Genomic DNA, 22,162 nt, shown 5'->3' with positions numbered 1-22,162 from the left:
TACCGGTCAACCCCGACGTTCCCCGGCTGAACCGGCGTCTAGCTGGTGAGTTGTTCCACCAGTTCCGCGGCACTATCCACCGAGTCCAACAGCGCTCCCACGTGCGCTTTGCTGCCTCGCAGCGGCTCCAGCGTCGGAATGCGGACCAGGGAATCGCCGCCCAGGTCGAAGATCACGGAGTCCCAACTGGCCGCGGCGATGTCGGCGCCGAACCGGCGCAGGCATTCCCCGCGGAAGTAGGCGCGGGTGTCGGTCGGCGGGCTGTCCACCGCTTCGAGCACCTGGTGTTCGGATACCAGGCGCTTCATCGAGCCCCGCGCGACGAGCCGGTTGTACAGCCCCTTGTCGAGCCGGACGTCGGAATACTGCAGGTCCACCAGGTGCAGGCGCGGCGCCGACCAGCTCAGGTTTTCGCGCTGCCGGAACCCTTCGAGCAGGCGCAGTTTGGCCGGCCAGTCGAGTATTTCGGCGCATTCCATCGGGTCGCGCTCGAGTTGGTCGAGCACGTGCGCCCACGTTTCGACGACGTCGGAGGCGCGCGGATCGGGATCGCGGCTGTCGACCAGCTTGGCCACCCGGTCGAGGTAAACCCGTTGCAGCGCAAGACCGGTCAGCTCGCGGCCGTCGGCCAGCGCCACAACGGCGCGCAGCGACGGGTCGCGGCTGATCGCGTGGACCGCATGCACCGGCCGCGCCAGCGCCAGGTCGCTCAGGTCGATGCCGTGTGCCGGGCCTTCCTCGATCAGGTCCAGCACCAGCGCCGTGGTGCCCAGCTTCAGGTAGGTCGACGTCTCGGCGAGGTTCGCGTCGCCGATGATGACGTGCAGCCGCCGGTACCGATCGGCGTCGGCGTGCGGCTCGTCACGGGTGTTGATGATGCCGCGCTTGAGGGTGGTCTCCAGGCCGACCTCGACCTCGATGTAGTCCGAGCGCTGCGACAGCTGAAAGCCGGGCTCGTCACCGGAGGGGCCGATACCCACGCGTCCCGACCCGGTGACCACCTGGCGCGAGACCAGAAAGGGGGTCAGCCCGGCGATGATCGCCGAGAACGGCGTTTGCCGCGACATCAGATAGTTCTCGTGCGACCCGTAGGACGCGCCCTTGCCGTCGACGTTGTTCTTGTAGAGCTGCAATTTCGCCGCCCCGGGCACGCTGGCGACGTGCCGGGCGGCGGCCTCCATCACCCGTTCGCCGGCCTTGTCCCAGATCACGGCGTCGAGCGGGTCGGTGCATTCGGGGGCGGAGTATTCGGGGTGCGCGTGGTCGACATAGAGCCGTGCCCCGTTGGTCAGGATCATGTTGGCCGCGCCGACCTCGTCGGCGTCGACCACCGGGGGCGGACCGGCCGAGCGGCTCAGGTCGAAGCCGCGGGCGTCCCGCAGCGGGGATTCCACCTCGTAGTCCCAACGGGTCCGCTTGGCGCGCTGGATGCCCGCCGCGGCCGCGTACGCCAAAACCGCCTGCGTCGACGTGAGGATCGGGTTGGCCGTCGGGTCCGATGGCGAGGAAATGCCGTATTCGACCTCCGTCCCGATAATCCTTTGCATGCTTCAAAGACTAGGCGAGGTGCGGAATTGACCTTCTCCCGGGCGTCGGCGCCCTGGAGCCGCTGGTCATCGGTGACCGCGTCTGCTGTTGACGGCGCTGACGGCGGTGACTAGCTTCACGGGATGACCGACCTATCCGGGAAGCGTTACGGCGAAGTGCTTCTCGTGACCCCCGGGGAGGCGGGACCGCAGGCCACGGTTTACAACAGCTTCCCGCTCAACGACTGTCCGGCCGAGCTGTGGTCGCAGCTCGACGCCCAGGCCATCGCCAAGGAACACGGGGCGGCCACCGCTCTGCTCAACGGTCCGCGCTACTGGCTGATGAACGCCATCGAGAAGTACCGGCAAGGGCCGCAGATCACCAAGACCTTCGGCGGGATCGAGATGATTCAGCAGGCCACGGTCCTGCTGTCGTCGATGAATCCCACGCCCTACACCGCCAATCAGGTCAATCGTCACACGGTCTTCGTCTTCAATCCGGGTGAAGAGGTCTACGAACTTGTCGATCCCGGCGGGCAGCGCTGGGTGATGCAAACCTGGAGCCAGGTGGCTGATCCGACGCTGTCGCGCCGCGACCTGCCCGGCTTGGCCGCCCGGCTCAACCTGCCGCACCGGTGGGCCTACCACGCGCGCGTGCTGACCGAGGCGCTGCGGGTGGACACCCGGACCCGTCCCGCCCACGTCACCCAGGACGAGCTGACGAACAGCTACTCGCTCCAGTTGGACTGACACCGCCTCAGAGGCGATTCGCCATCCAGCTCTGGTGGCGCACCGCGGCTTTGCGCGCGGCTTTGGCGAGCGCGCGGTCGGGCAAATGACGGCCGAGCGCGTCGAGAACCAGCGCGGTCTCCGGCGCCGGATGGCGCCAGATGTCGTCCAACAGCTGGGACGGATCCGATAACCCGGCGAAGAGGCCGCACAACTCCTCGGGCGATTCCAACGACTCCGCGAGGACGTCGACGATCACCGCAACGTCGACAAAGCTCGCCAGTGTCTCGGCGTCGGCGCGGTCCCGCTGTATCAGCCACAGCGCAGCGTGCCCGGCGACCGGGCTGTCCAGCAGCTGACGGACGAAGGGTTCGGCCACCTCGATGTCGAACTCGTTCAGCGCGACGAAGCACATCGTCCGGCCGGCCGCGGTGTCCATGGCCGCGGCCGCCTCGGTGACCATCCGCACCCGCTCGGCGGCCGGCCGATCAGGCCGCCAGTTTGCTATCAACGGCGCATGAGTGTCGTTGCCCACCAACAACATTGCGCCGATGAGGTCCGTCGCGTCCCAGTCGTTGATTCGGTCGAGGCGGCGCAGCGCGAATCCGGCGTCCTCCAGGTATTCCGGCACGACGCGGCGCCCCAGCGCGGTCAGCGCCAGGGTGCCACCGGTCCAATCGCTGGGCCCGAGCGGCTGCGGCCGTTCGACGGCGTCGGTCCAGCGCACCACACCGGCCAGCCGCAGAACGTCGAGGAGGCGGCCCATGTCGTCCTCGACGTACGCCTCGAGCGTGTCCTCCTCGTCGCCATACCAGCGGTGCGACCGCCGTTGCGCGGCAACCAGCGCGTGCACCCACTCCAGCAAGGTGTCGAAGGGAAGTTCCGCGTCGAGTTGTAGCAGCGGCGCCAGCCAACACGCGATCCCGTCGTCGAGCAGGTCGTGCATGACGTTCTGCTCGGGGTAGAGCTGCGACGAATGCAAGGACCGCAGCGGGCGCGACAAAAGGATCGCCGCAAACAGCGCCTCCGCCTGCTCCACCGGCGAGCGTGTCCCCCACTCCTGCCCCGACAGCACCCGGTGGCGATGCACGTCCACCGCGCCCGCCTCGATGGCCACTTCGACGAGGAAATTCAGGCGCCGCAGTGCCGCCGTCGACCGCGCCGGATATTTCCGCTCGCCCAACGCGAAATCCAACACGTCGCCGGTGTCGAGGCGTTCGACCAGCGCGCGACCATCGGCCAGTTCGAGTTCGCCCTTGTCGGTGAGCGGCTTGCCGTCCGGCCCGAGATAGTCGCGCAAGGCATCGAGTTTGGCGAGCAGCGGGACCGCCGTCGCGGCGGCCGCCAGGTCGGTCGCGGACGGCGGGACGTAGAGGAACGGCAGTTCGAAGGGCTCCGGCGCCTCGCCCGGGTCCGGAAGATCCTCGACAACGGTAGGGTCGCGTGCTTCGGCCAGCAGGGTCGGCGCGAGGTCGTCGGCCAGCCTGCGCAATCTGGCGGCGCGGTCGGCACCGCCGACCAGACGCCCCGTCGCCTCCATGAAGTCGACGTATACGCCGACCGCGAAGCACAGACTGACGGCGTCGTCCGGCCGGCCTTCGAACCGCCGCGGACACCACTCCAGCAAAAATTCCGCGATATCGCCGGCCGCGAAATCGTCGAGAACACCGGTGGAGTCGAAGTAACGCCAGTCCAGGAAGACGGCGACGTCGGAGACGACCGCCTCCCGATCCGAGTCGACTCCGGCCCACCAACCGTCGAGCTCATCCAACAGCACACCACGAGCCTGGTGGTAGGCGTCGTCGTCGCCGGGAGCGTCAAAGCGGAGCCGCACGGGTGCGACGCTAGTCGGTGACGCCGACAAATGTTTACAAGTACTGACCCAGGTTCGACTCGGTGTCGATGGCCCGCGATGCGCTCGAGCTCTTGCCGGTGACCAGCGTGCGGATGTAAACGATCCGCTCGCCCTTCTTGCCCGAAATCCGCGCCCAGTCATCGGGGTTGGTGGTGTTGGGCAGGTCCTCGTTCTCGGCGAACTCGTCGACGATCGAGTCCAGCAGATGCTGTATGCGCAGACCCGGTTGGCCCGTTTCCAACACCGACTTGATCGCGTTCTTCTTCGCGCGGTCGACGACGTTCTGGATCATCGCCCCGGAGTTGAAGTCCTTGAAGTACATGACTTCCTTGTCACCGTTGGCGTAGGTGACCTCCAGGAACCGGTTGTCGTCGATCTCGGCGTACATCCGCTCGACGACCTTTTCGATCATCGCCTTGATGCAGGTGGTCCGGTCGCCACCGAACTCGGCCAGGTCGTCGGCGTGCAGCGGCAGCGCCTCGGTCAGGTACTTCGAGAAGATGTCTTGCGCCGCTTCGGCATCCGGGCGCTCAATCTTGATCTTCACGTCGAGGCGCCCGGGCCGCAAGATGGCGGGGTCGATCATGTCCTCGCGGTTGGAGGCGCCGATCACGATGACGTTCTCGAGTCCCTCCACACCGTCGATCTCACTGAGCAGCTGCGGGACCACGGTCGTCTCGACGTCCGAGGACACCCCGGTGCCACGGGTGCGGAAGATCGAGTCCATCTCGTCGAAGAACACGATCACCGGTGTGCCTTCCGACGCCTTCTCGCGGGCGCGCTGGAAGATCAGCCGGATGTGACGCTCGGTCTCGCCGACGAACTTGTTCAGCAGCTCGGGGCCCTTGATGTTCAAGAAGTACGACTTGGCCTCGCGGGCGTCGTCGCCGCGGACCTCGGCCATCTTCTTGGCCAACGAGTTCGCCACCGCCTTGGCGATCAGCGTCTTACCGCACCCGGGCGGACCGTAGAGCAGCACACCTTTGGGCGGACGCAGCGCGTACTCCCGGTACAGCTCCTTGTGCAGGAACGGCAGCTCCACGGCATCGCGGATCTGCTCGATCTGGCGGGTCAGGCCACCGATGTCCAGGTAGCTGACGTCGGGCACCTCTTCCAGCACGAGGTCCTCGACCTCGGCCTTGGGGATGCGCTCAAACGCGTAGCCGGCCTTGGTGTCGACCAGCAACGAGTCGCCGGGCCGCAGCTTGCGGGGCCGGGTGTCGTCGTTGAGAGCGTCGGGATGGCCGTCCGGCAGGTTCTCGGCGACCAGTGGCTCGGCGAGCCAGACGATGCGTTCCTCGTCGGCGTGACCGACAACGAGTGCGCGGTGTCCATCGGCCAAGAGCTCACGCAGCGTGGAGATCTCGCCGACCGACTCGAACGTGCCCGCTTCCACGACGGTCAGGGCCTCGTTGAGGCGAACCGTCTGGCCCTTGCGCAGCACCGCGACTTCGATGTTCGGCGAGCACGTCAGGCGCATCTTGCGGCCGGACGTGAACACGTCGACGGTGTCGTCTTCGTGCGTGCCGAGCAGGACGCCGTAACCGCTGGGCGGCTGCCCCAGCCGGTCGACTTCCTCGCGCAGCGCCAGCAGTTGCTGGCGGGCCTCTTTGAGGGTCTCCATCAACTTCGAGTTCCGGGACGCGAGGGAATCGATGCGCGCTTCGAGCTGATGCACATCGCGCGCGGAGCGGGCGCCGCCTTGCGTGCCGACCGCGTGCTCGAGTTGCTCGCGCAGCATCGACGCCTCGCGGCGCAGCTGCTCCAACTCGGCCTCGTCGCCGCTGGACATGTCTGATTCGTGGGACGTTCCGAAAGCTTCAGAACGATCTGAGCTACCCATGTTGCGCTCCTTTCCCACACCGAATTGGCGCGGCGGATACTTCAAAGCTACCGGCGATTGACGATTGATGTGGGTAGTCAAATACCCACGAAAAGTTAAGATTTTCGTCACGCTGGTAATCTCGGCCACTAATCGTGATGATCGAAACGGCCGTGGGAGGTGGCAGAGTGACCGCAAAAAGCCTCGCCACCGGCTCGGCTCTCGTGGCAGTCACCGCCGGTGTGACCTCAGTTGCACCCATCGGCCCGACCTTAGCGACATCGTTCCCACCCGAAGCGGCCAGAGCCGCCTAGCCGGCCGACCGACTGGATGCACCGACCACTTTCCGTCGCGCTCAGCACCGCCACCGCCCTGGCGGTGGTCGGACTCGCGGCGTGTTCGGCCAAGCACCCGGCAAGCGAGGCGTCGACCGTCTCTTCGCTGCCGCCGGCCACGTCCAGCCCGATTGCTGCTCCCGTCACGGCTCCCCTGCCACCGCCCGAGGCCCTCACCGACGTCCTGAGCCGGCTGGCCGATCCGAACGTCCCCGGCGACGCCAAGGTGAGCCTGGTGGAAGGCGCGACCCCGGAGAGCGCGCCCACCCTGGACAAGTTCACCAACGCCTTGCGGGACAACGGCTACCTGCCGATGACGTTCGCCGCGAACGACATCGCATGGTCGGACAAGAACCCGTCGAATGTGAAGGCCAGCATCGCCGTCCACACCGCCCAGGCCAACAATGCGAACTTCACCTTCCCGATGGAATTCGCTCCCTTCCAAGGCGGTTGGCAGCTCTCCCGGCACACCGCAGAGATGCTGCTGGCCCTGGGCAAGGCGCCGACGGCGCCGTCGTCCGGGGCTCCCGCGAGCCCGCCCGAACCCGCGCCGCCGCCGGAATCCCCTGCGCCACCACCGCCGCCGGCTCCCGAACCCCCGCCGTCCCCAACCCCGCCGGGCTGATTCGCCGGATGTGGATCGGCTGGCTCGAGTTCGACGTGTTGCTGGGCGACGTTCGCTCCCTCAAACAGAAGCGTTCGGTCATCCGCCCCGTCGTCGCGGAATTGCAGCGCAGGTTCAGCGTCTCGGCGGCCGAGACGGGTTCGCACGAGTTGTATCGGCGGGCCGGCATCGGGGTCGCCCTGGTCTCCGGTGACCGCGGCCACGCGGTCGACGTCCTCGATGCGGCCGAGCGGCTGGTGGCCGCGCATCCCGAGTTCGAGCTGCTGTCGGTGCGCCGCTCGCTGCTGCGCGGCGACGATATCGATTAGCCGTCGCGGCCTTCGCGCTTGCGACCCAGTGGCGCGGGCGCAACCACGCCGGGAGCGAGCCGGCGCGTGAAGATCAGGAACGCCGTGTGCCCGCGCATCGAATGCTGCGGCCGCACCGCGAGCCCCACGACATTCCAGCCGCGTTGCAACGTCTCCCAGGACCGCGGCTCGGTCCAGCACTGCTGCGCCCGCAGCGCCTCGACGGTGCGCGACAGCTGGGTGACGGTGGCCACATAGATCATCAGCACGCCACCGGGGATCAGCAGCCGCGCGACCGACTCCAGCACGTCCCACGGCGCGAGCATGTCGAGCACCGCGCGATCGAAGGATCCGTCCGGCAGCTGGGAGTCGGCCACATCGCTGACGATCAATTCCCAGTTGTCCGGGACGTCGCCGCCGGCGAACACCGACACATTGCGCTGGGCGTGTTCGGCGTGGTCGGCGCGCTGCTCGTAGGAGACCACCCGCCCGTCGGGCCCGACCGCGCGCAGCAGCGAACAGGTCAGCGCGCCCGAACCGGCCCCGGCCTCGAGCACCCGGGCCCCGGGGAAGATGTCTCCCTCGTGGACGATCTGCGCCGCGTCCTTCGGGTAGATCACCTGCGGCCCGCGCGGCATCGACATCACGTAGTCGATCAGCAAGGGCCGCAGCACCAAATACACGGCGCCGTTGCTGGACTTGATCACGCTGCCCTGCTCGAGCCCGATCACCGCGTCGTGCGGGATCGACCCGCGATGGGTGTGGAACTCGGCACCCTCGGCGAGCACCATCGTGTAGTGCCGACCCTTGGCGTCGGTGAGCTGAACACGCTCGCCCGCGGTGAATGGGCCGGTTACGGACACGCGGTCTAGCGTGCCAGCCGACTCACCGCAGCGGGTGCTTGGGGGTTGTCGGCGCCCGGTCATAGGCTTCCCACATGATCGTCCAGCCGGAAGCGCCGCAGGCGGTGACGGCGCCGGCGAGGCAAGTGTCACGCCCGGCGCTGTCACCGTCGCGGGCGGCGGACTTCAAGCAATGCCCGCTGCTGTACCGGTTCCGGGCCATCGACCGCCTGCCCGAGGCGCCGTCGCAGGCGCAGCTGCGCGGGTCTCTGGTTCACGCCACCCTGCAGCAGCTTTACGGCCTGCCCGCCGCGCAGCGCGGCCCCGACACCGCCATGTCGCTGGTGCAGCCCGCCTGGGAGCAGGTGATGGCCGCGACGCCGGAGCTCACCGCCGACCTGGACCCTGCCCAGCGCACCCAGCTGATGACCGAGGCCCAGGCGCTGCTCGCCGGCTACTACCGCCTGGAAGACCCGACCCGTTTCGACCCGCAGTGCTGTGAAGAACGCGTGGAGGTCGAACTCGCCGACGGCACGCTGCTGCGGGGGTTCATCGACCGCATCGACGTCGCCGCCACCGGCGAACTCCGGGTGGTCGACTACAAGACGGGCAAGGCGCCACCGGCCGCGCGGGCCCTGGCCGAGTTCAAGGCCATGTTCCAGATGAAGTTCTACGCGGTGGCGCTGTTGCGGTCGCGCGGTGTGCCGCCCACCCGGCTGCGGCTGATCTATCTGGCCGACGGCCAGGTGCTGGACTATTCGCCGGATCACGACGAGCTGCTGCGCTTCGAAAAGACCCTGATCGCGATCTGGCGCGCCATCCAATCCGCCGGCCAGACGGGCGATTTCCGTCCCACCCAGTCGCGACTGTGCGACTGGTGTCCCCACCAACAGCACTGCCCGCTTTTCGGTGGGACACCGCCGCCTTACCCCGGTTGGCCGGAAGCCCTTGACGCGCAAAGTGATTCGCATTCGAACGAGCCGGCGGCCTAAGCGCTGGCCCGATCGCGGTTAGTCGAGCGGCGACATCTCCTGCAGGACCGTCGGAATGAGCTCGCTGACGGTGGGATGGATGTGCATGGTGCGCGAGAGCGTGGTGTAGGGCGCCTTGGCCGACATGACGTCCAGGATGCAGTGAATCGCCTCGTCACCGCCGACTCCGAAGACGGCGGCGCCCAGGATCTCCTGGGTTTCGGCGTCGACCACGACTTTCATGAAGCCTTGTGTCTCACCCTTTTCCACCGCACGGCCGACCCTGGTCATCGGTCGCTTACCGACCAGCGCCTTGCGTCCCGACGCGCGGACCTGCTCGACGGTCAGCCCGGCGCGGCCCAGCGGCGGATCGATGTAGAGCGCGTAGGTGCTGACGCGGTCGCTGACCCGGCGCGGGTCGTCATCGAGCAGATTGGCGGCGACGATCTCGAAGTCGTTGTAGGACGTGTGGGTGAACGCGCCCTTGCCGTTGCAGTCGCCCATCGCCCAGATGTGCTCGACGCTGGTCTTGAGCTGATCGTCGACGACGATGTAGCCGCGGGCGTCGGTCTGCACACCGGCGGCCGACAGGCCCAGGTCTTCGGTGTTAGGGCGCCGGCCCACCGCCAGCAGCAGATGGCTCCCCGGGATGGGCGTCGCGCCGTCGCGAGGTGTCAGCTCAAATCCGTCGCCATTCTTGGTCACTCGCACGTCGTCAGCACCGAGGACGATGTCGATGCCCTCGGCCCGCAGGATGTCCTCGATGGTGGCCGAGACATCCTCGTCTTCGCGTGACGCTAGCCGCGGACCGCGCTCCACCACCGTCACCCGGGCCCCGAAACGCCGGTACATCTGCGCGAACTCCACCGCGATGTAGCTGCCCCCCACGATGACGAGATGCGTTGGCACCGTGTCGAGTTCGAGGATCGACGTGTTGGTGAGGAACTCGACCTCGTCCAGGCCCGGAATGTCGGGCACCACGGCGCGGCCGCCGACGTTGAGGAAGATCCGGTCGGCGCGCAGCACGTCGTCACCGACCCGCACCGTGTGCGGATCCTCGAACACGGCGTGCCCGCGGACGACGGTGCAGCCGTCCATGCCGTCGAGCCAATCTTCGACGCCCTTGCGGTCGTCGAGCATGATCTTGTCCTTGCGGGCCTTGACTTTTGCCATGTCCACGGTGATCTCGCCGGTGCCGACGCCGTAGTCCGCGCCGCGCCGCGCCAGGTGCGCGGCATGCGCGGAGGCCACCAGCGTCTTGGTGGGGATGCATCCGGTGTTGACGCAGGTGCCGCCGACCAGTTTGCGTTCGACGATCGCGACGCGCTGCCCGGCTGTCGTCAGCCGGCCAGCCAACGGCGGGCCGGCCTGGCCCGCACCGATGATGATCGCGTCGAAATGTTCTGTCACTTAATGGCCGTCAGCAGGTACTCCGTCAACACGTGGCCCGTTACCGCCACAATGACGAATCCGCCGACGATCGCGACCGCGTCCTCGAGCAGCGCGATGGGCAGGTCCCTGCCCGCCGCCGCGGCCAGCCGTTTGCGCGCCTGGTAGCCGCCGAGCGTGCCGAGCACCGCGCCGATGACACCGGCGCCGAGCGCGGTGAAGGTCCAGTGCGGCCAGGCCCCCAGCGACGCGCCCGCGAGGCCACCCATGACGATGCGGGCCGCGAAGATCGGTGCCGCCGTGCGGGGCGGGGTCTTGGGCAGCTTGTCGTTGATCAATTCACCGACGGCGAGCACGGTGAAGACGACGACCGCGATGATGCTGGCCATCCAGGACGCCCACGTGCCGTGCAGATCGATCCAACCCAGCAGAGCGGGGGCGGCGGCCCACGCGACGACCGCGGGCGCCGTCAGCGAACGCAACCCGGCGACGACACCAATCAACAAAGCCAGCAACACAACAAGCGCATGAGTCACGAAGACCTCCTGGAGGACGAAACGACTGGCGACCTTTTCAGGGACGGCCCATACGCCAACCCGGGCAGTCCCCCGAGGCGGACGCTAACACAGCCGCGGCGTTCGCACCGCGCGTGCAATCAGAACCGGCAAAACCTGATATCGGACGCCAGGATCGCCTTGGCGCCGATAGCGGCCAGCTCATCCATGATTTCGTTCACACCCCGGCGCGGTACGAGCGCGCGGATGGCAACCCAATCCGGATCGGCCAGGGGCGCAATGGTCGGCGACTCGAGCCCCGGCGTGATCGCGGTGGCCTTGTCGAGCACCGAGCGGGGGCAGTCGTAATCGAGCATCAGATACTGCTGGCCGAACACCACACCCTGGATGCGCGCCACCAACTGATCGCGCGCCGTCTGCGTCCCGGACCGGCTGCTTTGGTCGCTTTCGATCAGCACGGCCTCCGAATCGCACAGCGGATCACCGAAGGCCACCAGGTTGTGCAGGCTCAGGGTGCGCCCGGACCCGACCACGTCGGCGATGGCGTCGGCGACGCCGAGTTGCACCGAGATCTCCACCGCGCCGTCGAGCCGGATGACGGTCGCCTCAATACCGCGGCCCGCCAAGTCTTTTCGGACCAGGTTGGGATACGCCGTAGCGACCCGCTTGCCGGCCAGATCGGCGATCTTCCAGTCACGCCCGGCCGGTGCGGCGTAGCGAAAGCTCGACGACCCGAATCCCAGCGCCAGACGTTCCCGCACGGGGGCGTCGGAATCGCCCACCAGGTCGCGCCCGGTGATGCCGAAATCCAGCTCGCCCGAACCCACATAAATGGCAATGTCTTTGGGCCGCAGGAAGAAGAACTCGACCTGGTTCGCCGGATCGATGACGGTCAGGTCCTTGGAGTCGGTGCGGCGCCGGTAGCCGGCCTCCGCCAAGATCTCGGTGGCCGGCTCGCTGAGCGTGCCCTTGTTGGGAACCGCGACCCGCAGCATGGTCACAGCCTCCGATACACGTCGTCGAGGGACAGCCCGCGGGCGACCATCAGCACCTGCGTCCAGTAGAGCAACTGGCTGATCTCCTCGGCCAGCGCGTCGTCAGGTTCGTGTTCGGCGGCCAGCCACACCTCGCCGGCTTCCTCGAGGATCTTCTTACCCAGCCCGTGGACGCCGCCGTCGAGCGCGGCGACGGTCGCGCTGCCGGCCGGCCGGGTGCGGGCACGCTCGCCCAGTTCGGCGAACAGATCCTCGAAGGTCTTCACGGCCAGCGATTGTGTCACGCGGCGGTCGGCAAAGTCACGGCGGTTTAACCCCGGCGGGGATTCTCGGCGCCTCGGTCAGTCGAATCCGGCGAGGGTCAGCCGCAGCGCTCGTTCCAACTGCTCATGAAAGGGCGGGCTTTCGCCGATGTCCGAGGTCAGCCACCCGTCGAGGACGAATTGGACTGTGGCCAAACTGGTGTGGACCAACAACGCGGGCCGGATGTCGACTCTCGCATCGACGCCCATCCGGTGCGCGACCTGCTCGATCAGGTTGCCGTGGTCGGTTTCGCTGATCAGCACGGATTTACTCAGCAGGTGGGGCGCGGTGGCCACGGCGAGACGCCAGGTGTCGAGGTTGTCAACCTCGCTGACATCCCTGGCGTGCGTGACGAACAGCTGGATCAGGGCCTCGACGGGCGACTCGTGCGGCGGCCTCGCGCTGTAGGAGCCCACGATCTCGGCCGCCGCCTCCCGGACGGGATCGACGAGCAGGCCCTCCTTGGTGGGCGCGTACCGGAAATAGGTGCTGATCGAAATCCCGGCGGCTTCGGCGATGTCCTCGGTGGTCACCGCCCCGAATCCGCGTTCGGCGAACAGCTGGTGGGCGGTCTGCTGGATCTGGGAGAGCAGCTCGGCCCGGCGCCGGTCCCGCAGCGAGCCGGTGTTTGCTGAGGGCATGCCATCACCTTCGTCAATCCGACGTTTGAACTCGGGCGGTTCTGTCCAGCGACGAACTCAGATGAGTGACTCTACACTATTGAAAGTCCCTATCAAGTAGGTTAGTGTGATGCAGCACACATCAATGAACTGCGAAGTCGTGCGGGCGGTCGATCCAAGTTTAATAAGATCGTGTCCGATGGCCGCTCAACGTCTTCTGCTCGGCACTCATGCTTAGGGGTGGGAAGAGGGCCGATGATTGCGGTAGCTGGCGCGCAATGAGCCGCGCCACAGGTTTGCTACACGGGCGCCAGGTCCGGCGGCTGTGACGACCCAAGTTGACGGCGTCGTCGCCATCCGGGACTGGTCCGTCGGGTACGTCAAACGTCACCCGGTCGCCTCACTGACGACGGTGGGCGAACAGTTCGTCCTGGGCGTGCGCGCCGTGCAATATTTCTTCTTCGACCTGGTCACCGGGCGATTCCAATGGCACGAATTCGTCCGGCAGGGCGCGTTCATGGCCGGCACCGCCGTGCTGCCGACGATCCTGGTCTCGCTGCCGATCAGCGTCACCTTGTCCATCCAGTTCGCGCTGCTGGCCGGCCAGGTCGGCGCCACCTCTCTGGCCGGCGCGGCCAGCGGACTCGCGGTCATTCGACAGGGCGCGTCGTTGGTGGCGGCGGTGCTCATGGCGTCGGCGGTCGGGTCGGCCATCACCGCCGACCTGGGGTCGCGCACCATGCGCGAGGAAACCGACGCGATGGAGGTGATGGGCGTTTCGGTGATCCGGCGCCTGGTCGTCCCCCGCCTGGCCGCGGCGGTGATGATCGGCGTGGCCCTCACCGGCGTCGTGTGCTTCGCCGGCTTTTTCGCGAGCTACATGTTCAACGTGTACTTCCAGAACGGCGCGCCGGGCAGCTTCGTGTCGACGTTCGCGTCGTTCGCGACGACCGGTGACATGGTGCTGGCGCTGCTGAAGGCGATCGTGTTCGGCGCCATCGTGGCCGTCGTGTCTAGCCAAAAAGGCTTGTCCACCAAGGGCGGACCGACGGGCGTCGCGAACTCCGTCAACGCCGCCGTCGTCGAGGCGATCCTTTTGTTGATGATCGTCAACGTCGCCATCAGCCAGCTCTACATCCTGTTGTCGCCCCGGACGGGGCTGTGACGTGACGGCCTCGGCGTATGAGCCTTTCGCACCGATTTCCACGCCGCTCGTCCGGCTCTACCGCAGGGGCAAAGAACCGATCATCCAGCTCGGCCATCTGCTGGTGTTCTTCGTCCGGGCGGCGGTCGCCGTGCCGCTGGCCGTGCGCCAGTACAGCGGCGAGTTCTTGCGACTGCTGTCGAACATCACCTGGGGCAACGGCTCGATCGTGGTCGGTGGCGGCACCGCCGGGGTGGCGGTGGTGCTCGGCATGACGGTCGGCGCGCTCGTCGGCATCGAGGGCTACAACTTCCTCGAGCTGCTCGGCCTCGGGCCCGCCACCGGGTTCGTCTCCTCGTTGGTCAACACCCGCGAGCTGGCTCCGCTGATGGCATCGCTCGCTTTCGCCATGCAGGGTGGCTGCCGCTTCACCGCCCAGCTGGGCTCCATGCGCATCGCCGAGGAGATCGACGCGCTGGAGTCGATCGCGATCCGGCCGATCCCCTACCTGGTGACCACCCGGCTGATCGCCTCGGTGGTGGCGATCATCCCGCTGTACGCGGCGTGCCTGGCGATCGGCTACCTGAGCACGCAGGTGGTGGTGGGGATCGGCAGCGGCGGTTCGACGGGGTCCTACCTGCACTACTTCACACTGATGCTGGCCGGCCAGGACATCGTCTATTCGTTGATCAAGGCCGTCATCTTCGTGTGGATCGCCTCCACAATCCAGTGCTACTACGGGTATTACGCCAGCGGCGGACCGGAAGGCGTCGGGGTCGCCGCGGGGCACGGCATGCGGGCCAGCATCACGGTCGTGATCATTGTGAACATGCTGCTCACCATGGCGCTGTGGGGCGTCGACTCCGGCGCCAGGTTCGGCGGTTAGGCCCATGGCTAGGTCGGTGGAAGATGCCTCGTTCCCTTGAGCAGGATGGCCGCGGCCCCTCCGAGCGCCAGCTGTTCGGCGTCGGCATCGCCGTGGTGGTGGTCAGCGCCCTGGTCACCGCCGCGATGTTGGTCAAATCCACTGGCAGGCTGAATGATTACGTGCGGGTGGTTGCCGATCTGGTCAACGTGGGCGATGGTCTTCCGCAGAAATCGGACGTCAAATATCACGGTGTGCTCGTCGGAATGGTCAAGGACGTCGTCCCGGCAGCGCATAGCAAACCCAACTATGTCCACATCGACCTCAAGCCCGAATACGCCAAGTCGATTCCGGCCGCCGTCACCGCACGCGTGGTGCCGAGCAATGTGTTCGCCGTGTCCTCGGTGCAGTTGGTGGGCTCCCCAAACCAAACGGGCCCGGGGGCGAAAATCCGCCAGGGCGCCCATATTCCGGAGGACAAGCGGTTGCCGACGGTGTTGTTCCAGACCACCGTCAGCAAGCTGCGCGATCTGCTGGCCGCCGCGGGGCGCGACCGTGACGACAGGTCGGTGGGGATCTTGGCCGCGCTCGGTGCGGCCACCGACCATCGCCGCGTCAGCCTGCTCAACGCCGGCGCGCAATTGAATCGCCTTCTCGACCAGCTCAATTCGATTGTCAGCACCGACACCGGCCCGTCGACGGTGTCCGCGCTGCTGGACGCGACGACGGGGCTCGCGCAGACGGCCCCCGATCTTCTCGACGCGTTGCATCGGGCCGTCGAGCCGATGCAGACCTTCGCCGAGACGCGCGGACAGCTGGCCTCGCTGCTGTCGGGCGCCGACTACACGGTCGGCACCACGCGCCAGTCGTTCGATAACCACATCGACCAACTCATCCGCATCACCACCGAATTCACGCCGGTGCTCGGCGTGCTGGCGCAAAAGTCGAACAACTTCGTGCCCGCGGTGACCAAGTTGGACAACCTGGCCAACCAGTTCATGGAGCAGGTCTGGAACCCGGAGAAGAACCTGGGCAACATGCACGCGATGCTGACGTTCACGCCCAGTTCCACCTACACGCGCGCCGACTGTCCGCACTACGGCGAACTCAAGGGGCCCAGCTGCTTTACCGCGCCGCTGATTCCGGTGCGGCCCGATCTGCCCGAAGTGCTGCTGCCGCAGAACTATCATCCGCCCAAGGATCTCGCGCCCCCGCCGGGGACCGTGATCGGGCCGGACGGAAACCTGGTCGCGGTGGGCCCGCCGCTGATCAACCCGACTCCCAATCTGACCGACCCCAATCCCCCGCTGGCCCCGGGGATTACGCCGTCCCCACCCGTGCCCGGGAGCGCGAATCCCGACAACCCGTCGCCGGGGGCGCCGGCGACGCCGCAACCACACCAACCGTGGGTGGCGCCGGTGGCGCCCAAGGCGCCGTGGATTCCGCAGGCCGCGTTCGGGAGCGCTCATTTCGGGGGGAACGTGGGACCCGTTGGGAGCCAGTACGAACGAAACATGTTGGGAGTGATCACCGGAGCGCCCGCCACGCCGGCCACCGAGCTGTTGCTCGGTCCAGTCGCCCGCGGCAGCACGGTGTCGCTGGCCCATCCGACCGGGGAGGCCCCATGAAGTTTCGCGGCCCACTCATCGCGTTGGCCCTGTTCATGGTCATCTCGCTGACGCTGACCTGGCTGGTGTATGTGAGCCTGCGCCGGGACGTGGCCGGCGACACCGCACGGTATTCGGCGGTGTTCACCGACGTGTACGGGCTTCGCGAGGGTGACGACGTCCGCATGGCCGGGGTGCGGGTCGGCCGCGTCGAAAAGGTCGAGCTCGACGGGACACTGGCGAAAGTTTCGTTCGTCGTGCAGCAAGAACAGCGGTTGTACGGAAACACCCTCGCGTCGGTGACCTACCAGAACATCGTCGGCCAGCGTTACCTCGGACTGTCGCTGGGCAAGGAAGGCAGTCCGAAGCTGCTGCCCCCGGGCAGCACCATCCCGGTGGAACGCACCGACCCGTCGTTCGACGTCACCACGTTGCTCAACGGCTACGAGCCCTTGTTCAGCCTGCTGAACCCCCACGATGCCGACAACCTCACCAAGGGCATCATCGCCTCGCTGCAGGGCGACACGTCATCGCTGGCCACACTGGTCGGCCAGACGTCCACGCTCACAGAGACATTCGCGGGCCGGGATCAGGCCCTCGGCAACGTGATCACCAACCTCAACAAAGTGGTGGGCAACCTCGCGGCGCAGAACGACGACCTCGACGGCGTCATCACCCAGACCCGCAGCGTCGTCGGCGAGCTCGACCGGCGGCGCCCCGACCTGGTCGCCTCCGTGGGATCGCTGGCGCGGGTGACCGGCCGGCTGTCGACCTCGGCGTCCGACGTGTATCCGGCGCTACGCGAATTCATCGATCGTCAGCCCGGCGTGGCCAGACACATCATGGACGTCGAACCGCAGGTGGCGTTCTTCGGCGACAACATCCCGCTGCTGTTGAAGGGACTGGTCCGGGTCGGCAATCAGGGCGCCTATGGCAACGCGTATGTGTGTGACGTCAACTTCTTGGGGTTCTTCCCCGGACTCAACGATGTGGTGCCGATCATCATCAACGCGGCCACACCGGGGAACAGGGCGTGGCACACCCCGCGATGCAGGAGCACCGTCGATGGCTGACAAGACTGTGCGACAGCGGCTTTCGGGAATGAAGCAACGCCCGCTGGAAAGCTATAACAAGACGTGGCTCGGATTCATCGCGGTGGCGGTGGTCGCGGTGCTGATCGGCGTCATGCTGCTGGTGCATGCCCTCGGCGCCGGCTACCGGCACTACACCGCGGAGTTCCTGCAGGCCGCCTCGTTGCGGGCCGGCAACCCGATTGTGGTCGCGGGCATCCCGGTGGGCAACGTCACGAGCATGAAACTCGTCGGCGACCATGTCGAGGCGGGACTCAAGGTTCGGGACAACATCGCGCTGGGCAAGGATTCCCGCGCCCGGATCAAGGTCACCACCATCCTGGGCTCACGCTACCTCGCGCTGGAACCCCGCGGCCCGGCACGCCTGCCCCACAACACCTTCGACCTGGCGCACACCGAGGTGCCCTACGACCTGCAAGCCGCGCTGCAGGACGCCACCACCACGTTCGAGCAGGTCGACTCCGACAGGTTCGCGCAGTCGCTGGCGGTGCTGGGCAAGCAGCTCGAGGGTTTGCCCGCGGTTGTGCCGCAGGCGATCACGAACATCAACACACTGTCGTCGATCATCGCTGTGCGCCGTGACCAGTTGGGACAGCTGCTGCGCAGCACCGAGCAGGTGACGAACACGCTGCGGCGCCAGCAGGCCGGAATCGGCAATCTGGTCAACCAGGGCCAAGACCTGCTGGGCCAATTCGTGGCGCGGCGCGCCGTGTTCCACGCGATGATGCAATCCCTGACCAGTCTCGTCGACACCATGAATCAGGTCGTGGTCAATGACCGGGCGGGGCTGGACGCGTTGATTAAAGACATGCGGGACTTCACAAACTTGATGTCCGCGCACGACGACCTGCTGCACAGCATGCTGCAGATCAGCCCGATATTCTTCCGCGAGGCGGCCAACCTCACGGGCGAGGGCAACGCGGTCAACTTCAACGCACCCAACGTTCCATTGATCGACTCGTGGATGTGCGCGATCAGTGGCCGCGCGAAGCAGTTCGGCATGATCCAGTACTTCAAGGACTGCAAGTGAAGGACCACTCGAACAAGGCCGGAGCCACGCTCGCCGTCAAGGTGGTGGCCGTCATCGCCGCCGTCGCGGCGATCGCTGCGGTCGCCGGCACAGGTTGGTGGTACCTGCGCTCCGACGAGGACACGATCACGGTGACCGCCCAATTCGACAGCGCCTCGGGCCTTTACGAGGGAAACGTGGTGGCGGTGCTGGGCATGCCGGTGGGCAAAGTCACCAAAATCAATCCCAAGGGCGGCTACGTCGAAGTCGACTTCACCGTCGACCGCCACGTCAAGATTCCCGCCACCGCGCAGGCCGTGACCGTGTCGACCTCGATCCTCACCGACCGGCAGATCGAACTCACCCCGCCCTATCGCGACGGGCCGATCCTGCGGAACCACGACACCATCGGGTTGCCTCGCACCAAGACACCAATCGAATTCAGCAGCGTCCTCAACGTGTTGGACAAGGTGACCAAGTCGCTCGAGGGCGACGGCCACGGCGGCGGGCCGATCGCCGACGTGCTGGGCGGCGGCACCGCGGTGGTCAGCGGCAACGGCGAAAAGATCAAAGCCGCTCTCGGCGAGCTGTCCAAGGCGCTGCGCCTGTCCAGCGACGGCGGCGCAACGACCCGCGAGCAGATCACCACGATCGTCAAAAACATCAGCACGTTGTTCGACGCCGTCGCCGCCAACGACACGAAATTGCGCGAATTCGCCTCCACCATCCACCAAGTCAGCCAGATCATGGCGGACGAGGACCTGGGCACCGGCAGCACCGGCCGCAAGCTCGACCACCTGATCCAGCGGGCGGGCGACCTGCTCGACGCCAACCGCGACAACGTCAAGCAGACCGTCGGCAACGGCAATGCCGCGCTGAAGACGGTGGCCGACCAGCGGCGCGACCTGGCGGAGCTCCTGGATGTGGCCCCGCTGCTGGCCGACAACGCCTACAACATGATCGACCGGGCCAACGGCGCCGTGCGGGCCCGATTCCTCACCGACCGCTTGATTTTCGACAGCCAGTACACCAAGGAGATCTGCAACCTGATGGGTCTTCGGCAGCTGGGATGCAGCACCGGGACCATCCAGGACTTCGGGCCCGACTTCGGGCTGACCTATGTGCTCGACGGCATGGCCGCCATGGGGCAGAAATGACGATCGCGGGCAGGCGGGGCATACCGGCGGCGCTGGCCGCGGCCATGGTGACCGCGGGATGCGCCACGAACGGCCTTGCCAGCCTGCCCCTTCCGGCGCCGGGGCTGGGTTCGGGCGGCTATTCGCTCAACGCGGTGTTCTCCAACGCGCTCAACCTGCCGATGAACGCCAAGGTCAAACTCGCCGGCGCCGACGTCGGGCAGCTCGAATCGATGGTCGCGCGCAACTACACCGCGCTCACCCGGCTGCGGATCAGGGACGGGGTGCAACTGCCCCGGGGCAGCACCGCCGAATTGCGCACCGCGACACCACTGGGCGACGTGTTCGTCGCGCTGAAGCCACCGGCCGCCGGGGATGCGGAGGGACCGCTGCTGCGCGACGGCGACACCATCGGCCTGGATTCCACGGCGGCCGCCGCGACCGTCGAGTCGGTGCTGAGCTCCGCGGCGATTCTGGTCAACGGCGGGGCGGTCCGCAATTTCACCAACATCATCAACGGTTTCGGCAAGGCGACCGGTGATCAGGGCCAGGCGTTCGGAGACATGATCCGCAAATCCAACGAGCTGCTCGGGACGCTGGATTCGCGGTCCGATCAGATCAAGAACGCGTTGACCCAGTTGTCGCAGCTGGCCGACCAACTCGACGCCAAGAATCACACCATCAGCGACCTGATGGCGGCCGCCCGTCCCGCCACGTCGGCCCTGGCCGACAACACCGCCCAGCTTTCCAATCTGGCAGTGCAGGTGGGCGACACCTCGCGGCTGCTGGCCAGGTTCCCCTCGATCGGCGGCACCGACACCAGCGGGCGCAGCCTGATCCGCGACCTGAACACGGTCGCCGGGGCCGCCAACGACGTCGCGATGAGCCCGGACACCAGCTGGCTGTCGGTGAATCGCCTGATCCCCCCGTTGATCAAATCGACGGCGGGGAACTCGATTTCGGTGAACGTCAGCGTGGACAAGATCCTGCTCGGATCGATCCCCGACATCGGATTCCCCGGTGACATCGGGCTGCACGGCCCACACCACTACAACGTGAACCTGCTCGTCGGCACCCTCAAGTACACCCTGTGGCGGCTGCAGGAGCGCGTCGTGGGCCGAGGCCCCGATTCGCCGCAGGTTCCCGTCATCCCGGACCCGACCGTCCCTGGCCAGATCGACGTCGCCCCCGGGCCCCCACCGGGGCCACCCGCACCGCCGCCGGGACCGCGACCATGATCCGCGCCATCGCCAACTTCGCGAATGTCGTTGTCCGCGTGGTGCGCACGGGCCACCGGCAACAGGTGTGGCTGTCGGTGGCCGGTTTGGTGCTCGTCCTGGTCGTCGCGATTGCGTACCTGCTCATCGGCGCGTTGCGCGTGCAGCCCTTCGCCTCGTCCTACCGCGTCACCGTGCAGTTGCCGGAATCCGGCGGGCTACTGCCCAATCAGGATGTCGCGCTGCGCGGGGTGCGCATCGGCCGGGTCGAGTCGCTGCAGATCACTGACGACGGGGTGAACGCCGTCGCCAGCATCACGTCGAAGGTGCGGATCCCGGCGAACGCCGTCGTGCACGTGTCGGCGCTCTCACCGGCCGGCGAACAGTACATCAATTTCGAGGCCGCTTCCGACGCCGGACCGTACCTGCACGACGGCAGCCGTATCGCCCTGGACCACACCACCGTTCCCGTCAGCCTGGCGCAGCTGCTGGGCGACGCCGACGGGCTGCTGTCCCAGGTCGATCCCCACAAGATCGAGTTGATCAAAAAGGAATTGAGCCTGAGCAAGGAGGGCCCGGCGAAGCTGACCGCCATCGTCGACGGCGGCACCTTCTTGCTGTCGACCCTTGATTCGGTGCTGCCGCAAACCACCAGCATCATCAAGACCAGCCGCGTCGTGCTCACCCTGGCCAGCGACAAAAACTCCGGTTTAGGCGCTGCCGCAACTGAACTCAACCAAACGCTGACCGGCGTGGCCAGGATGCAGGCCGGCTATCGCCGGTTGACTGAGCAGACGCCGCGCACCCTGTCGGCGGTCGACAATCTGTTCGCCGACAATTCCGACACGATGGTGCAGCTGCTGGGCAGCATGGCCACCATGTCGCAGCTGCTGTATCTGCGGGTCCCGGCGCTCAACGCGCTGTTCCCGGACTACCGCGGGTCGGTGCTGGACGCGGTGACGAGCGCCTTTCACGACAACGGGGTTTGGGCGATCGCCGACCTGTACCCCCGCTACGTGTGTGACTATGGGACGCCGTCGCACCCGCCGTCGGCCGCCGACTACTACGAGCCGTTCATGTACACCTACTGCCGCGATGACGACCCCGCGGTCTCGATCCGCGGGGCCAAGAACGCGCCCCGCCCGGGCGGTGACGACACCGCCGGCCCGCCGATGGGGGCCAACCTGGGCCGCCGGACCGATCCGACCCCCAAGGGGCGCTTCACCATTCCCACCCCCTACGGCGGCCCGCAACTGCCGATCGAACCACCGCACTAGGC

Annotated in this window: 21 protein-coding genes; 12 read left to right on the top strand and 9 right to left on the bottom strand. The window is 67.0% G+C overall.

Translation table 11 applies throughout. The features are described from left to right. Positions 1 to 38: 38 nt before the first annotated feature. On the bottom strand, positions 39 to 1,547 hold the full coding sequence (gene dop / locus G6N26_RS03075; RefSeq protein WP_083018812.1) for a pup deamidase/depupylase: 1,509 nt from the start codon (positions 1,545 to 1,547) through the stop codon (positions 39 to 41). 123 nt (positions 1,548 to 1,670) lie between these two features. Between dop and G6N26_RS03065 the strand changes: the two genes are divergently transcribed. Beyond that, on the top strand, positions 1,671 to 2,276 hold the full coding sequence (locus G6N26_RS03065) for a hypothetical protein (protein WP_083018810.1): 606 nt from the start codon (positions 1,671 to 1,673) through the stop codon (positions 2,274 to 2,276). A gap of 7 nt (positions 2,277 to 2,283) precedes the next feature. On the opposite strand, the gene G6N26_RS03060 is transcribed toward G6N26_RS03065, so the two are convergent. Together G6N26_RS03060 and arc are read right to left on the bottom strand one after the other, a co-directional pair. Continuing rightward, complete coding sequence (locus G6N26_RS03060; protein ID WP_083018808.1) at positions 2,284 to 4,089, bottom strand: hypothetical protein; 1,806 nt, start codon at positions 4,087 to 4,089, stop codon at positions 2,284 to 2,286. A gap of 34 nt (positions 4,090 to 4,123) precedes the next feature. Beyond that, positions 4,124 to 5,953, bottom strand: coding sequence for a proteasome ATPase (gene arc / locus G6N26_RS03055; RefSeq protein ID WP_083018863.1), 1,830 nt, complete (start codon positions 5,951 to 5,953; stop codon positions 4,124 to 4,126). A gap of 309 nt (positions 5,954 to 6,262) precedes the next feature. On the opposite strand from arc, the gene lppK reads away from it, so the two are divergent. Both lppK and G6N26_RS03045 read left to right on the top strand, forming a co-directional pair. After that, a complete protein-coding gene (lppK, locus tag G6N26_RS03050; RefSeq protein ID WP_067168454.1) occupies positions 6,263 to 6,892 on the top strand; it encodes a lipoprotein LppK in 630 nt (209 codons plus the stop codon). A gap of 8 nt (positions 6,893 to 6,900) precedes the next feature. Then, positions 6,901 to 7,200, top strand: a complete 300-nt coding sequence (locus tag G6N26_RS03045) for a DUF503 domain-containing protein (protein ID WP_067168455.1) — start codon at positions 6,901 to 6,903, stop codon at positions 7,198 to 7,200. Here the strand turns inward: G6N26_RS03045 and trmI are convergent. After that, entirely contained in the window at positions 7,197 to 8,042 is an 846-nt protein-coding gene (gene trmI / locus G6N26_RS03040; protein WP_067168456.1) for a tRNA (adenine(58)-N(1))-methyltransferase TrmI, read from the bottom strand. The two genes, G6N26_RS03045 and trmI, sit on opposite strands and share 4 nt — an antisense overlap. A 74-nt stretch (positions 8,043 to 8,116) precedes the next feature. Here trmI and G6N26_RS03035 point away from each other — a divergent pair, with 74 nt between their 5' ends. Then, positions 8,117 to 9,013 carry a RecB family exonuclease gene (locus G6N26_RS03035; RefSeq protein ID WP_067168457.1) on the top strand — a complete coding sequence of 299 codons (897 nt, stop codon included), beginning with the start codon at positions 8,117 to 8,119 and terminating at the stop codon, positions 9,011 to 9,013. A gap of 18 nt (positions 9,014 to 9,031) precedes the next feature. On the opposite strand, the gene G6N26_RS03030 is transcribed toward G6N26_RS03035, so the two are convergent. From G6N26_RS03030 to G6N26_RS03010, 5 genes are all read right to left on the bottom strand, one after another. Further along, positions 9,032 to 10,402: an FAD-containing oxidoreductase gene (locus G6N26_RS03030; RefSeq protein ID WP_083018806.1), complete on the bottom strand. Its 1,371-nt coding sequence runs from the start codon at positions 10,400 to 10,402 to the stop codon at positions 9,032 to 9,034. Further along, a complete protein-coding gene (locus G6N26_RS03025) occupies positions 10,399 to 10,917 on the bottom strand; it encodes a DUF4126 domain-containing protein (RefSeq protein WP_179960281.1) in 519 nt (172 codons plus the stop codon). Before G6N26_RS03025 ends, G6N26_RS03030 begins: the two co-directional genes overlap by 4 nt. A gap of 119 nt (positions 10,918 to 11,036) precedes the next feature. Further along, positions 11,037 to 11,891 (bottom strand): ATP phosphoribosyltransferase, encoded by an 855-nt coding sequence (hisG, locus tag G6N26_RS03020; protein WP_067168460.1) that lies wholly within the window; start codon positions 11,889 to 11,891, stop codon positions 11,037 to 11,039. 2 nt (positions 11,892 to 11,893) lie between these two features. Continuing rightward, positions 11,894 to 12,175 (bottom strand): phosphoribosyl-ATP diphosphatase, encoded by a 282-nt coding sequence (locus G6N26_RS03015; RefSeq protein WP_067168461.1) that lies wholly within the window; start codon positions 12,173 to 12,175, stop codon positions 11,894 to 11,896. A 57-nt stretch (positions 12,176 to 12,232) separates the two neighbouring features. Further along, positions 12,233 to 12,835, bottom strand: a complete 603-nt coding sequence (locus G6N26_RS03010) for a TetR family transcriptional regulator (protein WP_083018802.1) — start codon at positions 12,833 to 12,835, stop codon at positions 12,233 to 12,235. A gap of 304 nt (positions 12,836 to 13,139) precedes the next feature. On the opposite strand from G6N26_RS03010, the gene G6N26_RS03005 reads away from it, so the two are divergent. From G6N26_RS03005 to G6N26_RS02970, 8 genes are read left to right on the top strand one after another with little or no spacing between them, the layout of a single operon-like run. Next, positions 13,140 to 13,979 (top strand): MlaE family ABC transporter permease, encoded by an 840-nt coding sequence (locus G6N26_RS03005; RefSeq protein WP_067168463.1) that lies wholly within the window; start codon positions 13,140 to 13,142, stop codon positions 13,977 to 13,979. A 1-nt stretch (position 13,980) separates the two neighbouring features. After that, positions 13,981 to 14,844, top strand: coding sequence for an ABC transporter permease (locus G6N26_RS03000; RefSeq protein WP_067168464.1), 864 nt, complete (start codon positions 13,981 to 13,983; stop codon positions 14,842 to 14,844). Between the two features lie 23 nt (positions 14,845 to 14,867). Further along, complete coding sequence (locus G6N26_RS02995) at positions 14,868 to 16,451, top strand: MlaD family protein (RefSeq protein ID WP_083018800.1); 1,584 nt, start codon at positions 14,868 to 14,870, stop codon at positions 16,449 to 16,451. Beyond that, entirely contained in the window at positions 16,448 to 17,503 is a 1,056-nt protein-coding gene (locus G6N26_RS02990; RefSeq protein WP_067168466.1) for an MlaD family protein, read from the top strand. Before G6N26_RS02995 ends, G6N26_RS02990 begins: the two co-directional genes overlap by 4 nt. Further along, positions 17,496 to 18,551, top strand: a complete 1,056-nt coding sequence (locus G6N26_RS02985) for an MlaD family protein (protein ID WP_083018798.1) — start codon at positions 17,496 to 17,498, stop codon at positions 18,549 to 18,551. Before G6N26_RS02990 ends, G6N26_RS02985 begins: the two co-directional genes overlap by 8 nt. Then, positions 18,548 to 19,687, top strand: a complete 1,140-nt coding sequence (locus G6N26_RS02980) for an MlaD family protein (protein ID WP_083018796.1) — start codon at positions 18,548 to 18,550, stop codon at positions 19,685 to 19,687. The genes G6N26_RS02985 and G6N26_RS02980 overlap by 4 nt, the downstream gene beginning before the upstream one ends. Continuing rightward, positions 19,684 to 20,904 carry an MlaD family protein gene (locus G6N26_RS02975; RefSeq protein WP_083018794.1) on the top strand — a complete coding sequence of 407 codons (1,221 nt, stop codon included), beginning with the start codon at positions 19,684 to 19,686 and terminating at the stop codon, positions 20,902 to 20,904. The genes G6N26_RS02980 and G6N26_RS02975 overlap by 4 nt, the downstream gene beginning before the upstream one ends. Next, a complete protein-coding gene (locus G6N26_RS02970; protein ID WP_083018792.1) occupies positions 20,901 to 22,160 on the top strand; it encodes an MlaD family protein in 1,260 nt (419 codons plus the stop codon). Before G6N26_RS02975 ends, G6N26_RS02970 begins: the two co-directional genes overlap by 4 nt. Positions 22,161 to 22,162 lie beyond the last annotated feature (2 nt).

Origin of the sequence: Mycobacterium marseillense (genome assembly GCF_010731675.1) — a bacterium.
In the GTDB taxonomy this organism is placed as follows: Bacteria; Actinomycetota; Actinomycetes; order Mycobacteriales; family Mycobacteriaceae; genus Mycobacterium; species Mycobacterium marseillense.
The sequence above is the reverse complement of the archived record's forward strand: the minus strand, read 5'-3'. Positions and strand labels throughout refer to the sequence as shown.

Bases quoted from the DNA above. Each gene is read 5' to 3' on its own strand.
- arc (WP_083018863.1), bottom strand. From the start codon at position 5,953: ATGGGTAGCTCAGATCGTTCTGAAGCTTTCGGAACGTCCCACGAATCA.
- G6N26_RS02985 (WP_083018798.1), top strand. From the start codon at position 17,496: ATGGCTGACAAGACTGTGCGACAGCGGCTTTCGGGAATGAAGCAACGC.
- G6N26_RS02975 (WP_083018794.1), top strand. From the start codon at position 19,684: ATGACGATCGCGGGCAGGCGGGGCATACCGGCGGCGCTGGCCGCGGCC.
- G6N26_RS03010 (WP_083018802.1), bottom strand. From the start codon at position 12,835: ATGCCCTCAGCAAACACCGGCTCGCTGCGGGACCGGCGCCGGGCCGAG.
- G6N26_RS02990 (WP_067168466.1), top strand. From the start codon at position 16,448: ATGAAGTTTCGCGGCCCACTCATCGCGTTGGCCCTGTTCATGGTCATC.
- G6N26_RS03065 (WP_083018810.1), top strand. From the start codon at position 1,671: ATGACCGACCTATCCGGGAAGCGTTACGGCGAAGTGCTTCTCGTGACC.
- hisG (WP_067168460.1), bottom strand. From the start codon at position 11,891: ATGCTGCGGGTCGCGGTTCCCAACAAGGGCACGCTCAGCGAGCCGGCC.
- G6N26_RS02995 (WP_083018800.1), top strand. From the start codon at position 14,868: ATGCCTCGTTCCCTTGAGCAGGATGGCCGCGGCCCCTCCGAGCGCCAG.
- lppK (WP_067168454.1), top strand. From the start codon at position 6,263: ATGCACCGACCACTTTCCGTCGCGCTCAGCACCGCCACCGCCCTGGCG.
- G6N26_RS03035 (WP_067168457.1), top strand. From the start codon at position 8,117: ATGATCGTCCAGCCGGAAGCGCCGCAGGCGGTGACGGCGCCGGCGAGG.
- dop (WP_083018812.1), bottom strand. From the start codon at position 1,547: ATGCAAAGGATTATCGGGACGGAGGTCGAATACGGCATTTCCTCGCCA.
- G6N26_RS03045 (WP_067168455.1), top strand. From the start codon at position 6,901: ATGTGGATCGGCTGGCTCGAGTTCGACGTGTTGCTGGGCGACGTTCGC.
- G6N26_RS02970 (WP_083018792.1), top strand. From the start codon at position 20,901: ATGATCCGCGCCATCGCCAACTTCGCGAATGTCGTTGTCCGCGTGGTG.